The sequence below is a fragment of the Clavibacter michiganensis genome (genome assembly GCF_002151125.1).
In the GTDB taxonomy this organism is placed as follows: Bacteria; Actinomycetota; Actinomycetes; order Actinomycetales; family Microbacteriaceae; genus Clavibacter; species Clavibacter michiganensis_C.
Map to the genome: position 1 here is coordinate 1 of NZ_MDJZ01000009.1, position 15,107 is coordinate 15,107.

A 15,107-nucleotide genomic window follows, 5' to 3' on the forward strand; every position below is an offset into this window, starting at 1 on the left:
GAATATCGCCGCCCGCGCCGCCGCCGCCGCGAACGCCGCCGCGCGCCCGCCGGCGAACGCGCCCCGACCGCCGTCGTCCGGCGGCCAGCCCTCCTCCTCCGGCTGGACCATGCCCATCCGCAGCTACGGCTCGTACCAGTCCTACGGGATGCGGCTGCACCCGATCCTCGGCTACTGGCGCCTGCACGCCGGCGACGACTTCGGCGCCGGATGCGGCACCCCGATCTACGCGACGGCCGCCGGCACCGTGCAGTTCGCGGGCGGATCCAGCGGCTTCGGCAACGCGATCACCCTGAACCACGGCGGCGGCGTCACGAGCGTGTACGGCCACATGTACTCGTACGGCGTGATGGTCCGCACGGGCCAGAGCGTCCAGGCGGGCCAGCAGATCGGCGCGGTCGGCAGCGCCGGGCTCAGCACCGGCTGCCACCTCCACTTCGAGATCCGGCAGGGCGGCGTCGCCACCTCGCCCATGCCCTTCCTGCGAAGCCGCGGGGCCTGACCCTCCGGGTACGCTGGACGCGTCGACGACCGGGGGGTGCGACGCATGACGGGACGCATCAGGCGGTTCGCGCAGGCCGTGGGACGGCCCGCGATCTTCGTGCAGTACGTGGCCCTGCGCACCGGCCTCCAGAGCACGGTCTTCCCGCGCGACGCGGCATCCGGGGTCGTCCCCGGCGACTCCCCGCAGCGCGTCCTCGTCATCGGGGAGGCCACGGCCGTCGGGATGGGCGTCCTCTCCCACGAGCTGGGCATGGCCGGCCACTTCTCCCGCCAGCTCGCCCGTCGCACGGGCCGCGGCGTCGAGTGGGCGACGCGCCCCTTCGCCGACCTCACGATCCACACCGCGGCCGGCACCGTCCGCGACCTCCCGCTGCTCGACGGCGTCGACGTGGTGCTGCTCATGGTGGGCGTCGGGGACAGCATCCGCCTCACGCCGCAGCGCACCTGGCGGAGGCTGCTGTGCGCGGCCATCGACGACCTGACGCGGGGGCTGCCCCCGGGCGCGCGCGTGCTCATCCCCGAGGTCCCGCCGCTGAACGAGAGCGTCGGGATCCCCGCGGCCTGGCGCCCGGTCGCCGCCCGGCACGCGCGTCTGCTCAACCGCATCACCGCCGAGATCGTCGCGTCCCGCGACGACGCGCTGGCCGTCCCGTTCCCCGGCGAGAGCGTGATGGACCTGGGCGACCCGGACGCCGCGCAGGCCTCCCGCGTGTACGCGTCGTGGTCCCGCGCCTTCGTCCAGCGCATGCTCGGACCCGCGCCCACCGCCGAGGCGTGACAGGCGGTTGAACGTTCCCTGTGCATTCCTCGGGTGCCGAATGCCCCGTCGGACCCGGGCGTAGCGTCGGAGACGTGCCCGCGCCGGTGTCCGCACCGGAGCCCGGGCTCGCGGATCGCACGACGATCCGACCCCACGCACCGAATCCGAACGAGGAGAAGCAATGCCCCAGGTAATCGAGACCGTCGACGTCAACGTCCCCGTCAGCACCGCCTACAACCAGTGGACCCAGTTCGAGTCGTTCCCGAACTTCCTCAGCTACGTGGAGTCGATCACGCAGGTCACCGACACGCTCACCGAGTGGAAGGTCAAGATCGGCGGCGTCGAGCGCACGTTCGAGGCCAACATCACCGAGCAGCACCCCGACGAGCGCGTCGCCTGGAACTCGACCGGCGGCGACGAGGACCACGCCGGCGTCGTCACGTTCCACAAGCTGAGCGACACCGAGACGCGCGTCACCGTGCAGCTCGACTGGGCCGCCAAGGGCCTCGTGGAGAAGGTCGGCGCCGTCATCGGCGTCGACGACCACGTGATCAAGGGCGACCTCAAGAACTTCAAGGAGTTCATCGAGAAGCGCGGCACCGAAGAGGGCGCCTGGCGCGGGGACGTCAAGGCCTGATCATGCAGACCGACGAGATCCGCTGGAACCAGGAGGCGCGCGACAAGATCCTCACGGACAGCGACCGCGTGCTCCAGGAGGCCGTGCAGCAGGCGGCGAAGGAGCTCGAGGGCCAGGACTGGGAGACCGTGTACCAGCGCCTGTTCGAGCAGCTGAAGGACCGGTTCATCGACTTCGAGCCCGGGCCGGACCTCCGCAAGTACGCCGAGGCCGTCTCCCGCGGGGAGATCCAGGGCTGAGGCGAGCGTCACCAGCACCACCGGGAGGGCCCGGCATCCGCGAGGGTGCCGGGCCCTCCCCGCGTCCGTCGTCGCGGTTTCCCCGCTTGCTGGATAATCTGGGTCGGCGCCGCGGGGGCGCGGCGACCAGGGGAGACGCGATGACCGACACGCACGACGACGGACGGCCGGACGCGGAGCGGGGGCGCACGCCGTCGGCGGGCGACGCGCAGGCCGCGCCGGCGTACGCGCCCGCGGACGGGCCGGGCGCCGCGTACCCGGCCGGCTCCTACCCGGGCGCCTCCTACCCGGGCGGCCCGTACCCCGCGGGCCCCTACCCGGCCACCCACCCCGGCGCGGTCCCGCCGCCCGGGTACGGGATGGTCCTCCTGCCGCCCGCGCATCGGCCGCTCCCGGCGCACATCGACCCCGCCTGGCGGCTCGCGGGCGTGGGTCGACGGGCGGCCGGGCGGATCCTCGACCAGGTCGTCTTCGGGGTCGTCGGCGGGCTGTCGGCGTCGGCGTTCATCATCCCGATCCAGGGCATGGCGCAGCAGCGCATCAACGACCTGCAGCTGTTCGGCGAGGCCGCCGACGACATGATGGACACCTACTTCGGCGGCGCCGTGCTCGCCACGTCCATCAGCCTCCTCGCCTACCTCCTCATCGCCACCTGGTGGCTCGGTTGGAAGGGCACGACGCCCGGCAAGGCCATGGTCGGGATCCGCGTGCAGCGCTTCTCCGCGCCCGGCATGCTCGGCTTCGGCCGCGCCCTGCTCCGGGGCGTCGTGCAGAACGCGTTCGTGCTCGGCTGGATCTTCACGGTCTGGCTGCCCTACGCGTCCGTCGGCTGGGACTCGCGCCACCTCCTCCGCGGCTGGCACGACCTCGCCGCGGACGACGTCGTGCTCGCGCGGCGCACGGAGTCCTTCGGCTCCTACTGACGCGCGGGCGGCGGGATCGCGCGGGCGCGCCCGGAGGGCGGAGAGCCTGACGAGGGCCTGGGAGAAGGATCGCCCGAGGAATGCCGTCCCGGGCGCTCCGGTTGCCCGAGGGCGGTCCGCTCGGGCCGCTGGCCCCGACGCCCTCCCGACGCGATCCGTCGCGGTGCGCGCCGGCCACCCGCGAGACGAAGGATCCACCACGTGAAGCTGTTCTCCCCCGTCGCCCTCGGCGCCCTCGAGCTCCCCAACCGCGTCGCCATGGCGCCCCTGACCCGCATGCGCTCCGACGAGCACGGCGTCCCCGGCGACCTCGTCGTCGAGTACTACCGCCAGCGCGCGTCCACCGGCCTCATCGTCTCCGAGGGCGTGTTCACCAGCGAGCGCAGCAAGGCGTACCCGGGCCAGCCCGGCATCGTGACGGACGAGCAGATCGCCGGCTGGCGCCGCGTCACCGACGCCGTGCACGAGGCCGGCGGCCGCATCGTCATGCAGCTCATGCACGGCGGCCGCGTCTCGCACGAGGACATCACGGGCGGCCTGCCGCTGCTCGCGCCGAGCGCCATCGCGATCCAGGGCGAGGTGCACGTGCCCACCGGCAAGAAGCCCTACCCCGTGCCGAGCGAGCCGGAGACCGACGAGGTCCCGCTCATCGTCGACGAGCTGACGGTCGCGGCCCGCAACGCGGTCGACGCCGGGTTCGACGGCGTGGAGATCCACTCCGCCAACGGCTACCTGCTGCACGAGTTCCTGTCGCCCGTCTCGAACGTGCGCACGGACGCCTACGGCGGATCGCCCGCGAACCGCGCGAAGCTCGGCATCGACGTGGCGCACGCGGTCTCCCGCGAGATCGGCGCCGGCCGGGTGGGCATCCGCATCTCGCCGTCGCACAACATCCAGGACGTCCTCGAGGAGGACGCCGACGAGACGCGCGCCACGTACGAGGCGCTGCTCTCCGGCATCGCCCCGCTCGGCCTCGCCTACGTGAGCATCCTGCACGCGGAGCCCGCCGGCGAGCTCGTCCAGGGCCTCCGCGCGACGTTCGGCGGACCGCTCATGATCAACAGCGGCTTCGGCATCCAGACCGAGTACGACGAGGCCGTCCAGCTCGTCGAGGAGGGCACCGCCGACGTCGTCGCCGTGGGCCGCATGGTCATCGCCAACCCCGACCTCGTCGAGCGCTGGGAGCAGGGCGCCCCGACGAACGAGCCGAACCCGGCCACGTTCTACGGCCCCGGCGCCGAGGGCTACACCGACTACCCGGCGCTCGCCGCGAGCTGATCCGCCGCATCGCCCGACCGGCTCCGACCGGCACCGCCCGAGGCCGGGTTCACTCCGAGGGAGCGAGCCCGGCCTCGTGCACGAGCACGGCGACCTGCACCCGGCCGTCGACGCCGAGCTTGTCGAGCACGTGCCCCACGTGGGTCTTCACGGTCGCGACGCCGAGGAACAGGTCGGCGGCGATGCGCGCGTTCGACCACCCGCGCGCGATGGCGAGCGCGACCTCCTGCTCGCGCTCCGTCAGCGTCATGAACCGCTCCCGCTCGGCCGTGCGGTCGGCGCGGTCGCGCTGCGCCGCCACGCCGATCACGGTGTCGAGCACCGACGGCGACAGGATTGACCGGCCGGCCGCCACCTGGCGCACCGCCTGGACGAGCTCGACCGGCGGGGTGTCCTTGAGCAGGAACCCACGCGCCCCCGCGCGCAGCGCCCCGAGCACGAGCTCGTCGGCGTCGAAGGTCGTGAGGACGATGACCGGGAGGTCGGGGCGGCGGGCGACCTCGCGGGCCGTGGCGGTGATCCCGTCGCAGACCGGCATGCGGATGTCCATGAGCACCACGTCGGGCGCCGTGCGCGCGATCACGGGGCCGGCCGCGAGCCCGTCGGCCGCCTCGCCCACCACCTCGAGGCCGTGCCCGCCGCCCAGCAGCATCGCGAGGCCCGCGCGGACGAGGGCGTCGTCGTCCACGATCACGACGCGGATCGGCGGGCCGGCCGCCGGGACGACGCCCGGGAGCTCCGCGTCGGCGGTGCGGGCGTCGCCCGTGCTCGCGCCGTCCATGGTCACGCCGTCCACGGGAGCACCGCCTCGACGACGTGCTGGCCGTCGCGCCGGGACACGTCGAGCGTGCCGTCCAGGGCGCGGGCCCGCTCGGCGATCCCGGCGAGGCCGTGTCCGCGGGCGGAGGCAGCGGGATCCGCGGGATCCGCGGGTGCCGGAGCGGGGTTCTGCACGACGATGCGCAGGCGTCCGCCGGCCCGGCCGTCGAGCGAGACCTCGACCGGTGCGTCGGGCGCGTGCCGACGCGCGTTCGTCAGGCACTCCTGGATCACCCGGTAGGCGTGCCGCGACGTCGTGGTGGCGAGGCGCGGCAGTTCCTCGCGGGTGTCGGGGTGGACGTGCGCGTGCACCTCGACGCCGAGCGACCTGGCCTCGTCGAGCAGCGCCGGCAGGTCGTCGAGCGTCGGCTGCGGGGGCGCCGCGGCGGGCGCGCCCGACGGATCCCGCAGCACCCCGAGGACGCCGCGCAGCTCGGTGAGCGCCGTGCGGGCGTTGTCGCGCACCACGCCCGCGGTCGCGCGGACCTCGGACGCGTCCAGGTCGTCGCGGTACTCCAGCGCCCCCGCGTGCAGGGCGACCAGGGAGAGCCGGTGGGCGAGCACGTCGTGCATCTCCCGCGCGATCCGCGTGCGCTCGTGGTCCGCTGCCTGCGCGGAGCGGAGGGCCTGCTCCTCCTCCGTGAGCCGCGCGCGCTCCCGGAGCGAGGCCAGCAGCTCCCGGCGGCCTCCGACGTAGAGCCCGACGACGATCAGGAGGCCGAGCACCACGAGGAGCAGCGCCGCGGTGAGCGGCAGCTCCGCCGGGGTCACCGGCAGGTAGGAGAGGCCGGTGAGCTCCCACGTGCCGACGGCCGCGATCCAGACGGCGGCGGCGACGGCGATCTCCCGCGGCCGGCGGCGGACCGCGAGCGACACGAGGGCGATCGCCGAGGCCAGGAGCCCGACGCTCGACACCGCGGCGACGACGCCCAGCGCGACCGCGATCGCGAGGGGTGCGCGTCGGCGCAGCGGGAGGATCGCGATCGCGACGAGCCCGGCGACCGCGTCGAGCAGGAGGAGGAGATCGATCCGCATGCCGGTGGCCCCGGCCTCCTCGACGAGCGTGAGCGTGGCGCCGAAGGCGAGCGTGCCGACCAGGAGCGACAGCGCCATGATCCCCGCCTCGCGGCCGACGGTGCGGGCACGGCGGGCGGGCCCGATGCGGGGGACGTGCGCGGTGGGGGAGGACATGCCCCGACCCTACGGAGCGGTGGCGTCCCGCCGGATCGACCGGAAGGGGGAGATGGCGCCGACCCGGAGGAGGGCGGCTGGTCCGGTCAGCGGGTCGAACGGGTCGTGCGCTCCGCCTTGCGCTCCGCGCGGGAGGTGCGCCAGCGGCGCCAGGCGTCCCAGAAGCGGTGCAGCTGGCGCTTGAGGAACACGTTCACGCGGTGGGCGGCGGGGAACTCGGTGCCGAGCACGGCGATCCCGAGGAAGACGATGAGCCAGCCGGGCCCGGGCAGCGGGATGAGCACGATGCCGACGAGGACGATGGAGACGCCGAGCAGGCCCACGAGGATCCGGTAGAGCCAGCGCGCCTTCGGGTGCAGCTCGATCCAGGCCCGGCAGCGGCGGAGGAACCGCCGGAGCGGATGCGCGTGGCTGGAGCCCGCCTCGAACTCGCGGGTCAGGGTGTCGGACATGCGCTCACGCTACGGGCGGGGCCTGGGAAGCGGCTCCCTCATCTGGGGAATCCGCAGGATGCCGTGACGATCCGGGCCCGGACGCCGTCGCGGTGCCGTCAGCCGGCGGGTGGGGCCGTGATCCGCCGGGCCGCCTCCACGACGGCCGCGCGGTCGGCGGCGCGCGCGCGGGGCGTGTCCGCGTGCATGGTCGGGTACGGCGACTGCACCCACGCCTGCGCGAGCGCGAACAGCATCGTGAGGAGGCGCTGCGGATCCCACGACGGGTCGATGCACCCCTCCTCCTGCCCGCGGCGGATCGCCTGGACCTTGGCCGACGGCGACGTGTCGCTGTGCGGCACGTCGAGCGTCACGCCGTCGAGCCGGGCCCACGCGAGCATGCGGCGGTGCTGCGGGTGCTCGTAGGCGTGGTCGAAGAGCTGGCCGACGAAGCCCGGGAGGTCGGCGGGATCCAGCGTCACAGCGGAGAAGAACTCGACGCCGTTGAGCTTCAGCACCGCGTGGAACAGCGACTCCTTGTCGGTGAAGTGCGCGTACAGCCGCTCCTTGCTGGCGCGGCCGGAGCGGGCGATGCGGTCGACGCGCGCGCCGGCGAGCCCGTGGGCGGCGAACTCCTCGCGCGCGGCCAGGAGGATGCGGTGCCGGACGTCGTCCTGCTTCTCGTCGGTGGATCGGGCGGACCCCGTCGTCTCTGCCATGTGAACAGCGTATGTCAAACGAACCGGTTCGTTTGACTCTTCGCGCGGAGCGGCCCTAGATTGGACCGTCCTCGCCCGCCCGGGCGCCGCACGAATCCTCCAGGAGCACCTGATCTCGCACGCACGCACCCCCGAGAACGCACCGCCCTCCACGTCCCCCGCCGCGCCCGCCGGCCAGACCGCGCCCGCCGGCCCCGCCACCCCGGCCGCGCCGTCCGCCCGCAGCAAGTGGATCCTCCTCGCCGTCGTCGCCCTCGCCCAGCTGATGGTCGTGCTCGACGGCACCATCGTGAACATCGCGCTGCCCGCCGCCCAGCGCGACCTCGGCATGAGGGACGCCGACCGCACGTGGGTCGTCACCGTCTACGCGCTCGCGTTCGGCTCGCTCCTCCTGCTCGGCGGCCGCATCGCCGACTACTGGGGCCGCAAGCGCTCCTTCATCCTCGGCATGATCGGGTTCGCGGCGGCCTCCGCGCTCGGCGGCGTCGCCGTCACGGGCGAGATGCTGCTGCTCGCGCGCGGCCTGCAGGGCGTGTTCGCGGCGCTCCTCGCGCCGGCCGCCCTGGCCCTCCTGTCCGTGACGTTCCCGTCCGGCCCCGACCGCGTCAAGGCGTTCGCGGTCTACGGCACCATCGCCGGATCCGGCGCGGCCGTCGGCCTCCTGCTCGGCGGCGTGCTCACCGAGTACCTCAGCTGGCACTGGTGCCTCCTCGTCAACGTGCCCATCGCGGTCGTGGCGGTCATCGCCGCGATCCCGCTGGTGAGGGAGAGCCGCGCCGACGGCGACCGCAGCTACGACGTGCCCGGCGCCGTGCTCGTCACGGTCGGCCTCGCGTCGATCGTCTACGGCTTCTCGCGCGCGGAGAACGGCTGGGGCGAGCCCGACACCATCGGCTTCCTCGCGCTCGGCGTGGGGATCATGGTCGCGTTCGTCTGGTGGGAGTCGCGGGCGCGCAACCCGCTGCTGCCGCTCCGCGTCGTGGCCGACCGCACCCGCGGCGGCGCGTACCTCACCTCCGTGATGGTGGGCGCGGCGCTCCTCGGCGGGCTCCTCTACCTCACGCTGCACTTCCAGATCGTGCTGGGCATGTCGCCGCTGATCTCCGGGCTCGCGTCGCTGCCGATGGCCGCGACCATCATGCTCACGGCACCGCAGGTCGCCCGGCTCCTGCCGCGCGTCGGCCCGCGCATCCTCATGACCGTCGGCCCGCTCGTGGCGGCCGCCGGGCTCCTCTGGTTCAGCCGGATCACCGTCGACGGCGCGTACGTCGTGCAGGTGCTGCCCGGCCAGATCCTCCTCGGCATCGGGCTCGCGTGCGTGTTCGTGCCCATGCAGAACGTCGCGCTCTCCGGCATCGAGCCGCGGGACGCGGGCGTCGCGGGCGCGGCGCTCACGGGCACGCAGCAGATCGGCGGATCCATCGGCACGGCCGTGTTCACCGCCCTGTTCGCCTCGGCCGTCACCGCGGCCACCGCGGACGGGGTCCAGAACCCGCTGCAGCAGCAGGTCGACGGGTACCACGTGGTGTTCCTGGCCGCGGCGATCGGCGTGGCCTGCGCCTCGATCATCTCCTGGTCGATGGTGCGCGTGCCGCTCGAGCGCTTCCGCGAGGGCGCGTCGTCCGAGGCCGTCAGCATGCACTGATCCTCTTCTCCCCGCACGACGACGCCCCTCCCGCAGCGCGCGGGAGGGGCGTCGTCGTGCGTGGCGAGGATCAGACGGCTGGCGACCAGCCGAGCGCCGGGCCGAGGCGCTCCGCGACGTCGGTGAGGATCTGCGCGGCGTCGTCTCCGGGGAGGCCGTCGGGCAGCACGATCGCGAGCTCGTCGGCGGCCTGCACCGCGGGATCCGCGCGGAGGGCGGCGGCGAGCCGGTCGGCCGGCCCCACGAGGTCGTCGGCGCGGACCATGCTCGCGCCGCCCGGCCGACCCTCCGCGCGGGCCGCCCGCTCGGCGCGCGCCGCCGCGTCGGCCGCGTACCGCGCCCGCTGCTCGGTCGTCGCGCCGTCGGTGGGCACGACGACGAGGGCGAGCGTCACGTGGGCCGCGGCCGAATCCGGGTGGGCGTCCCGGTAGGCGTCGATCAGCGCGCGCTGGTCCTCGCCGAAGCGCGCACCGGATCCCCGCTCGGTCACCCCGGACGCCAGCAGGCGGAAGCCGTGCGCGCCCGCCCAGGCGGCGGTGCGGAGCGTCGCCGCGCCGTAGCCGAGCCGGTCGGCGAGCCCGGGGGACGCCGGCTGCACGGTGGCGGTGAGGGACTCGTCGTCTTCGGGATCCGCGTCGTGCTCGTCGGCGCCCGGCACCCGCCCGCCGCGCAGCAGCTCGCGGAACCGCAGGAGCCGCTCGCGGCCGGGCTCCTCGTGCGCGGCCGTCGTGGGGTGGATCGCCCGGTCGAGGTCCGCGACGCGGCCGGGATTGCCGACCGAGAGGCCGGGGCGCAGGCGCCCGCCGGAGAGGAGGTCGAGGGTCGCGAGGTCCTCGGCGAGGCGGAGCGGGTTCTCGGCGCGGACGGGGATCGACGCCGTGCCGAGGCCGATGCGGCGGGCGCGCTGCGAGGCGGCGGCGAGCATCGCGACGGGGGAGGAGATCGCGTTCCGGAGGTGGTCGGGCCGGAGCCACGCGGTGTCGAGGCCGAGCGCGTCGCCGAGCTCGACGAGCCGCAGCGCCTGCTCGAGGCCGGGGGCGGGATCGGTCGGGTCGAAGGGGCCGGTGGTGAGGAAGCCGAGGCGCGAGAGCGGGGATCCGGGTGCGGGCATGGCACGAGGGTAGGCGGTGCAGGTGCGAGCGCGCCGTCCCTCAGCCGCCCGCGCCGGCGATCTCCGTCAGGGCCGCCACGTGCCCGTCGAACGCGCGGCGGCCGGATGCGGTGAGCGACAGCCAGGTGAGCTGCCGTCGGTCGCTCCGCCCGGCCGACGAGGCCTTGCGCGAGGACACGTAGCCGCTGTCCGCGAGCGCCTTGAGGTGCTTGGAGAGGCTCGCGTCCGCGACGCCGAGGGCGTCGCGGAGCACGGTGAAGTCGATCTGGTCGACGCGGCGGAGGATCCCGCAGATGCGGAGGCGCACGGGCGCGTGGATCAGCTCGTCGAAGGCGGCCTCAGCCACGGCGGGCGATCTCGCGCACCGCCGCACGGAAGGCGAGCGTCGACAGCCGCGTGACGAGGAGGAAGGCCGCGATCGCCGTGATCGCCACGGCCCAGCCGAGACCCTGCGCCACGAGCCCGAGCGAGATCGAGAACAGGACGAGGCAGGCGACGACGGCGGCGGCGACGAGCAGCGCCGCCCGGGCGCCGACCCGGCGGAAGCGGATGCCCGTGCGTCCGCGGATGAGCACCAGGAGGACCACCGCCGCGACGACCGCGACCCACGACGTGGTCGGCGGCTCGTAGTCGGCGCCGGGGGAGAGGGTGGCGGCCTGCGCCACCCACGCGAGCGCGACGGCACCGAAGCCCGCGAGGTGCCAGCGCGGCTCGGGGATGCGGGCGGCGAGGGCCTCGCGGTCGGTGCGGAGGCCGTCGAGGGCCGCGTTCGCGTCTGCTGCTCGATCGTTTTCCATGAGGGAAAGCTACACGTCGTTTTCCGTCGAGGCAAGTGATCGGGGCGGATCCGACTACGGGATGAGCACGAGGGATCCCGTGGTGCGCCGCGCCTCGAGGTCCTCGTGCGCGCGGGCCGCGTCCGCGAGCGGATAGGTCGCGCCGACGCGCACGTCGAGGGATCCGTCGAGCACGCCGGCGAACAGCTCGCCCGCGCGCCAGCGGCGCTCCTCCGCGTCGAGCAGGAAGTGGGCGAGCGTGGGGCGGGTGACGGAGAGGGATCCGCCGGAGTTCAGCCGCTGCAGGTCGAACGGCGGCACCTGCCCGCTCGCGCCCCCGAAGAGCACGAGCGTGCCGCGGATCCGCAAGGACGCGAGCGAACCGTCGAACGTGTCGCGGCCCACGCCGTCGTAGACCACGTCGACGCCGCGGCCGTCGGTCAGCTCGCGGACCCGCACGGGCACGTCGTCGTAGCCGAGCACGTGCGTCGCGCCGGCCGCCCGTGAGAGCGCCGCCTTCTCCTCGGTGGAGACCGTCGTGATCACCTCGACGCCGCGATCCGCGAGCAGCTGGGTGAGGAGGAGCCCCACGCCGCCCGCGCCCGCGTGCACGAGCGCGCGATCGCCGGGGCCGGCCGGGTACGAGCTGGTCGCCAGGTAGTGCGCGGTGAGGCCCTGGAGCGGGAGCGCGGCCGCGACCTCCATGTCGACGCCGTCGGGCACGGGCAGCAGCGTCTCGGCCCGGACGAGCGCGTGCTGCGCGTACGTGCCGGACGCCTCCGCGGTCGCGACACGGTCGCCCACGTGCACGCCCGTGACGCCGTCGCCGAGCGCCTCGATGACGCCTGCGGCCTCGGAGCCCGGCACGAAGGGGAAGGCCATCGGGTAGACGCCGCTGCGCCGGTAGGTGTCGATGAAGTTGACGCCCGCGGCGTGCACGCGGATGCGGACCTCGCCGGGCCCGGGATCCGGCACGGGGCCGTCCGTCAGGGTCATGACCTCGGGGCCGCCCGGCCCCGCCACCTCGATGCGCGCGCTCATGGGTCCAGCCTGCAGGAATGCCGCCGCGACACGCGCGGTTGGGCTCCCATAGGCTCGATGACGAGCAGGTGCGCGCGGCCCGGCCCCGCACCGATCAGGATCACGACGAAGGTGGAACCCATGGCAGGTCGCGTCTACGACGACATCACCCAGCTGGTCGGCGGCACGCCGCTCGTGCGGCTCAACCGGCTCACCGAGGGCCTCGACGCGACCGTGCTGGTGAAGCTCGAGTCGCACAACCCGGCGTCGAGCGTGAAGGACCGCATCGGCGTCGCGATCATCGACGCGGCGGAGGCGGCCGGTGCGCTGAAGCCCGGTGGCACCATCGTCGAGGGCACGAGCGGCAACACCGGCATCGCGCTCGCGATGGTCGGCGCGGCACGGGGGTACAGGGTCGTCCTCACGATGCCCGAGACGATGAGCATCGAGCGCCGTCTGGTGCTGCGCGCGTACGGCGCGGAGATCGTGCTCACCCCCGGCCCCGAGGGCATGCGCGGCGCGGTCGACCGCGCCAAGCAGATCGTGGACGAGACCCCCAACGCCATCTGGGCCAAGCAGTTCGCCAACGCGGCGAACCCGCAGAAGCACCGCGAGACCACGGCGGAGGAGGTCTGGGCGGACACCGACGGCGGCGTCGACGTGTTCATCGCGGGCGTCGGTACGGGTGGCACCATCACGGGCGTCGGCCAGGTGCTCAAGGAGCGGAAGCCCGGCGTGCAGATCGTCGCCGTCGAGCCGCTCGACTCGCCCATCCTCAACGGCGGCAAGCCCGGGCCGCACAAGATCCAGGGCATCGGCGCGAACTTCGTGCCCGAGATCCTCGACACGGAGATCTACGACGAGGTCGTCGACGTCTCCCTCGAGGACTCGATCCGCGTCTCGCGCGCGCTCGCGACCGACGAGGGGATCCTCTGCGGCATCTCGTCGGGATCCATCGTGTGGGCCGCGCTCGAGATCGCGAAGCGCCCGGAGAGCAAGGGCAAGACGATCGTGGCGATCGTGTGCGACTACGGCGAGCGGTACCTCTCGACCGTGCTGTTCGACGACCTGCGCGACTAGGCGTGGGGATCGTCGCCCGCCTCGTCGAGGACCTCCGCTCGGCGCGCGCCCATGACCCGGCCGCGCGCGGGTACCTGGAGATGGTGCTCGGCTACCCGGGGCTGCATGCCGTGTGGCTGCACCGGGTGTCGCACGCGCTCTGGCGACGGCGGATCCGGCTGGCCGCGCGGCTGCTGGCGCAGGTGGGGCGGGCGCTGACCGGGGTGGAGATCCACCCGGGCGCGCGCATCGGGCGGCGGCTGTTCATCGACCACGGCATGGGCGTCGTCATCGGCGCGACGGCCGAGATCGGCGACGACGTGCTGATGTACCACGGCGTCACGCTGGGCGGGAAGAGCCTCGTGCACGGCAAGCGCCACCCGACGGTGGGCGACGGGGTCACCATCGGCGCCGGCGCGAAGCTGCTCGGGCCCATCACGGTCGGCGCGGGCAGCGTCATCGGCGCGAACGCGGTCGTCGTGAAGGACGCGCCCGCGGGATCCGTGCTCACCGGCATCCCCGCGGTCGAGACCGGCAAGCGGGCCGGGCGTGCGCCCGACGCGCACGTGGATCCCGCGTTCTTCGTCGACCCCGCGATCTACATCTGATGGCGGCGGATCCGCGCGCGCCGACCGAGCCGCACGAGCCGGCGCCCGGTGCCGAGGGGGCGCCGCCCGTCGAGCCGGCGCCGACCCACGAGCACAGCACCCACGGCGTGGGTCCCTGGCCCGGCGGCCCCGAGGCGTGGCCGGACGAGCCCCACCTGGATCCCGAGCTGCTGGAGCGCGGCGACACCCGCAACGTGATCGACCGCTACCGCTACTGGCGCATGGACGCGATCGTCGCCGACCTCGACCAGCACCGGCACCCGTTCCACGTGGCCATCGAGAACTGGCAGCACGACATGAACATCGGCTCGATCGTGCGCAGCGCCAACGCGTTCGCGGCCGACACCGTGCACATCGTCGGCCGCCGCCGCTGGAACAAGCGCGGCGCGATGGTCACCGACCGGTATCAGCACGTCGTGCACCACGCCACTATCGCCGACCTCGTCGAGTGGGCGCGCGGTGAGGGCCTGCCGATCATCGCCATCGACAACGTCGACGGATCCGTACTGCTCGAGACCACGCGCCTCCCCGAGCGCTGCGTGCTCGTCTTCGGCCAGGAGGGACCGGGCCTCAGTGACGAGGCGGTGGCCGCGGCGGACATGACCGTCGCGATCTCGCAGTTCGGCTCCACCCGCTCCATCAACGCGTCGGCGGCGGCTGCGGTCGTCATGCACGCATGGGTGATGCAGCACGTCGCGTTCCCGGGGGAGGGCGGTACCGCCTGACGGGGGGCAGTGGCCGACGGAGTGGCCCACCGGCCGGGTATGCGTCAACCTGCCATTGACGTGAATGGCTGTCAAGCGTATGTTGACGGCATGAGCGACACGCAGGCGATCATCCGCGACGGCATCGCCGCCATCATCGAGCGGCTCGACCCCGACATCCACCGCGACCTCGACGCCGACCGCGACGCGTACCTGCGCCTCGTCGCCACGGCCGCCGACATCGACGAGGAGGCGCGCGAGACCCTGCGCGACGCCGTGCGGTCGGCCCGTGGGGCGGGGGCGAGCTGGGAGCGGATCGGCGACACGCTGCACATCTCGCGCCAGGCCGCGCAGCAGCGGTTCGGCCAGGAGACGCGGCCGGCGGAGACGCGGGGCCGTCGCCTCAGCCCGGTCACCGCCTTCGACGAGATGGAGCGGCTCGAGGAGGCGGGTCGGCATGGCTGGCACTCCGTCGCCTTCGGGACGCTGTACCACGACCTCGTCCTCGACGACCAGCAGTGGGAGCACCGCCGGGTCAGCGTCTTCTCCTCGCGGCAGGCCCTCGAGGCCGAGGGGTGGGAGCGGATCGGATCCATGTGGATCCCGTGGGCCTACTACGCGCGTCCGACCGGAGAGCCCGTGGTCCCGGAGGCCCCGGCGACCCCGGCGACCGCCTGAGCGGC

At 74.1% G+C, this 15,107-nt stretch carries 19 protein-coding genes; 11 read left to right on the forward strand and 8 right to left on the reverse strand.

The features are described from left to right. From BFL37_RS05420 to BFL37_RS05445, 6 genes are all read left to right on the forward strand, one after another. Positions 1–502: M23 family metallopeptidase (locus BFL37_RS05420; protein ID WP_143331584.1), on the forward strand; the 502-nt coding region annotated here is incomplete at its 5' end. A gap of 45 nt (positions 503–547) precedes the next feature. After that, positions 548–1,282, forward strand: a complete 735-nt coding sequence (locus tag BFL37_RS05425; protein ID WP_086514140.1) for a hypothetical protein — start codon at positions 548–550, stop codon at positions 1,280–1,282. Positions 1,283–1,445: 163 nt separating this feature from the next. Next, complete coding sequence (locus BFL37_RS05430) at positions 1,446–1,901, forward strand: SRPBCC family protein (protein WP_086514141.1); 456 nt, start codon at positions 1,446–1,448, stop codon at positions 1,899–1,901. Positions 1,902–1,903: 2 nt separating this feature from the next. Then, entirely contained in the window at positions 1,904–2,140 is a 237-nt protein-coding gene (locus BFL37_RS05435; protein WP_086514142.1) for a hypothetical protein, read from the forward strand. Between the two features lie 140 nt (positions 2,141–2,280). Continuing rightward, on the forward strand, positions 2,281–3,063 hold the full coding sequence (locus tag BFL37_RS05440) for an RDD family protein (RefSeq protein ID WP_086514143.1): 783 nt from the start codon (positions 2,281–2,283) through the stop codon (positions 3,061–3,063). 201 nt (positions 3,064–3,264) lie between these two features. Further along, on the forward strand, positions 3,265–4,341 hold the full coding sequence (locus BFL37_RS05445) for an alkene reductase (protein ID WP_086514144.1): 1,077 nt from the start codon (positions 3,265–3,267) through the stop codon (positions 4,339–4,341). Between the two features lie 49 nt (positions 4,342–4,390). Here the strand turns inward: BFL37_RS05445 and BFL37_RS05450 are convergent, their stop codons facing one another. The 4 genes from BFL37_RS05450 to BFL37_RS05465 form a co-directional block, all read right to left on the reverse strand. Further along, positions 4,391–5,122, reverse strand: coding sequence for a response regulator transcription factor (locus BFL37_RS05450; protein WP_086514188.1), 732 nt, complete (start codon positions 5,120–5,122; stop codon positions 4,391–4,393). A gap of 2 nt (positions 5,123–5,124) precedes the next feature. After that, positions 5,125–6,351: a sensor histidine kinase gene (locus BFL37_RS05455; RefSeq protein ID WP_086514145.1), complete on the reverse strand. Its 1,227-nt coding sequence runs from the start codon at positions 6,349–6,351 to the stop codon at positions 5,125–5,127. A gap of 86 nt (positions 6,352–6,437) precedes the next feature. Beyond that, entirely contained in the window at positions 6,438–6,803 is a 366-nt protein-coding gene (locus BFL37_RS05460) for a TIGR02611 family protein (RefSeq protein WP_086514146.1), read from the reverse strand. A 98-nt stretch (positions 6,804–6,901) separates the two neighbouring features. Next, positions 6,902–7,501, reverse strand: coding sequence for a TetR family transcriptional regulator (locus BFL37_RS05465; RefSeq protein ID WP_086514147.1), 600 nt, complete (start codon positions 7,499–7,501; stop codon positions 6,902–6,904). A gap of 265 nt (positions 7,502–7,766) precedes the next feature. On the opposite strand from BFL37_RS05465, the gene BFL37_RS05470 reads away from it, so the two are divergent. Then, on the forward strand, positions 7,767–9,146 hold the full coding sequence (locus BFL37_RS05470; protein WP_241533877.1) for an MFS transporter: 1,380 nt from the start codon (positions 7,767–7,769) through the stop codon (positions 9,144–9,146). Between the two features lie 70 nt (positions 9,147–9,216). Here the strand turns inward: BFL37_RS05470 and BFL37_RS05475 are convergent, their stop codons facing one another. From BFL37_RS05475 to BFL37_RS05490, 4 genes are read right to left on the reverse strand one after another with little or no spacing between them, the layout of a single operon-like run. Then, a complete protein-coding gene (locus tag BFL37_RS05475) occupies positions 9,217–10,257 on the reverse strand; it encodes an LLM class flavin-dependent oxidoreductase (protein WP_086514148.1) in 1,041 nt (346 codons plus the stop codon). Positions 10,258–10,297: 40 nt separating this feature from the next. Further along, complete coding sequence (locus BFL37_RS05480; RefSeq protein WP_086514149.1) at positions 10,298–10,603, reverse strand: transcriptional regulator; 306 nt, start codon at positions 10,601–10,603, stop codon at positions 10,298–10,300. Next, a complete protein-coding gene (locus BFL37_RS05485; protein ID WP_086514150.1) occupies positions 10,596–11,054 on the reverse strand; it encodes a hypothetical protein in 459 nt (152 codons plus the stop codon). Before BFL37_RS05485 ends, BFL37_RS05480 begins: the two co-directional genes overlap by 8 nt. 54 nt (positions 11,055–11,108) lie before the next feature. Further along, positions 11,109–12,074 carry a quinone oxidoreductase family protein gene (locus BFL37_RS05490; RefSeq protein ID WP_086514151.1) on the reverse strand — a complete coding sequence of 322 codons (966 nt, stop codon included), beginning with the start codon at positions 12,072–12,074 and terminating at the stop codon, positions 11,109–11,111. Between the two features lie 120 nt (positions 12,075–12,194). Here BFL37_RS05490 and cysK point away from each other — a divergent pair, with 120 nt between their 5' ends. The 4 genes from cysK to BFL37_RS05510 all read left to right on the forward strand — a co-directional run bounded on the left by cysK (position 12,195) and on the right by BFL37_RS05510 (position 15,102). Beyond that, a complete protein-coding gene (gene cysK, locus BFL37_RS05495; protein WP_086514152.1) occupies positions 12,195–13,133 on the forward strand; it encodes a cysteine synthase A in 939 nt (312 codons plus the stop codon). A 2-nt stretch (positions 13,134–13,135) separates the two neighbouring features. Beyond that, on the forward strand, positions 13,136–13,720 hold the full coding sequence (epsC, locus tag BFL37_RS05500; RefSeq protein ID WP_086514153.1) for a serine O-acetyltransferase EpsC: 585 nt from the start codon (positions 13,136–13,138) through the stop codon (positions 13,718–13,720). Further along, complete coding sequence (locus BFL37_RS05505) at positions 13,720–14,445, forward strand: TrmH family RNA methyltransferase (protein ID WP_241533878.1); 726 nt, start codon at positions 13,720–13,722, stop codon at positions 14,443–14,445. Before epsC ends, BFL37_RS05505 begins: the two co-directional genes overlap by 1 nt. A gap of 90 nt (positions 14,446–14,535) precedes the next feature. Next, entirely contained in the window at positions 14,536–15,102 is a 567-nt protein-coding gene (locus BFL37_RS05510) for a hypothetical protein (RefSeq protein WP_086514154.1), read from the forward strand. The last annotated feature ends 5 nt before the right edge of the window (positions 15,103–15,107 follow it).

What these genes read in the sequence shown, in the direction of transcription:
- BFL37_RS05425 (WP_086514140.1), top strand. Translation starts at nt 548, where the DNA reads ATGACGGGACGCATCAGGCGGTTCGCGCAGGCCGTGGGACGGCCCGCG.
- BFL37_RS05430 (WP_086514141.1), top strand. Translation starts at nt 1,446, where the DNA reads ATGCCCCAGGTAATCGAGACCGTCGACGTCAACGTCCCCGTCAGCACC.
- BFL37_RS05435 (WP_086514142.1), top strand. Translation starts at nt 1,904, where the DNA reads ATGCAGACCGACGAGATCCGCTGGAACCAGGAGGCGCGCGACAAGATC.
- BFL37_RS05440 (WP_086514143.1), top strand. Translation starts at nt 2,281, where the DNA reads ATGACCGACACGCACGACGACGGACGGCCGGACGCGGAGCGGGGGCGC.
- BFL37_RS05450 (WP_086514188.1), bottom strand. Translation starts at nt 5,122, where the DNA reads ATGGACGGCGCGAGCACGGGCGACGCCCGCACCGCCGACGCGGAGCTC.
- BFL37_RS05455 (WP_086514145.1), bottom strand. Translation starts at nt 6,351, where the DNA reads ATGTCCTCCCCCACCGCGCACGTCCCCCGCATCGGGCCCGCCCGCCGT.
- BFL37_RS05460 (WP_086514146.1), bottom strand. Translation starts at nt 6,803, where the DNA reads ATGTCCGACACCCTGACCCGCGAGTTCGAGGCGGGCTCCAGCCACGCG.
- BFL37_RS05465 (WP_086514147.1), bottom strand. Translation starts at nt 7,501, where the DNA reads ATGGCAGAGACGACGGGGTCCGCCCGATCCACCGACGAGAAGCAGGAC.
- BFL37_RS05470 (WP_241533877.1), top strand. Translation starts at nt 7,767, where the DNA reads ATGGTCGTGCTCGACGGCACCATCGTGAACATCGCGCTGCCCGCCGCC.
- BFL37_RS05475 (WP_086514148.1), bottom strand. Translation starts at nt 10,257, where the DNA reads ATGCCCGCACCCGGATCCCCGCTCTCGCGCCTCGGCTTCCTCACCACC.
- BFL37_RS05485 (WP_086514150.1), bottom strand. Translation starts at nt 11,054, where the DNA reads ATGGAAAACGATCGAGCAGCAGACGCGAACGCGGCCCTCGACGGCCTC.
- BFL37_RS05490 (WP_086514151.1), bottom strand. Translation starts at nt 12,074, where the DNA reads ATGAGCGCGCGCATCGAGGTGGCGGGGCCGGGCGGCCCCGAGGTCATG.
- cysK (WP_086514152.1), top strand. Translation starts at nt 12,195, where the DNA reads ATGGCAGGTCGCGTCTACGACGACATCACCCAGCTGGTCGGCGGCACG.
- BFL37_RS05505 (WP_241533878.1), top strand. Translation starts at nt 13,720, where the DNA reads ATGGCGGCGGATCCGCGCGCGCCGACCGAGCCGCACGAGCCGGCGCCC.
- BFL37_RS05510 (WP_086514154.1), top strand. Translation starts at nt 14,536, where the DNA reads ATGAGCGACACGCAGGCGATCATCCGCGACGGCATCGCCGCCATCATC.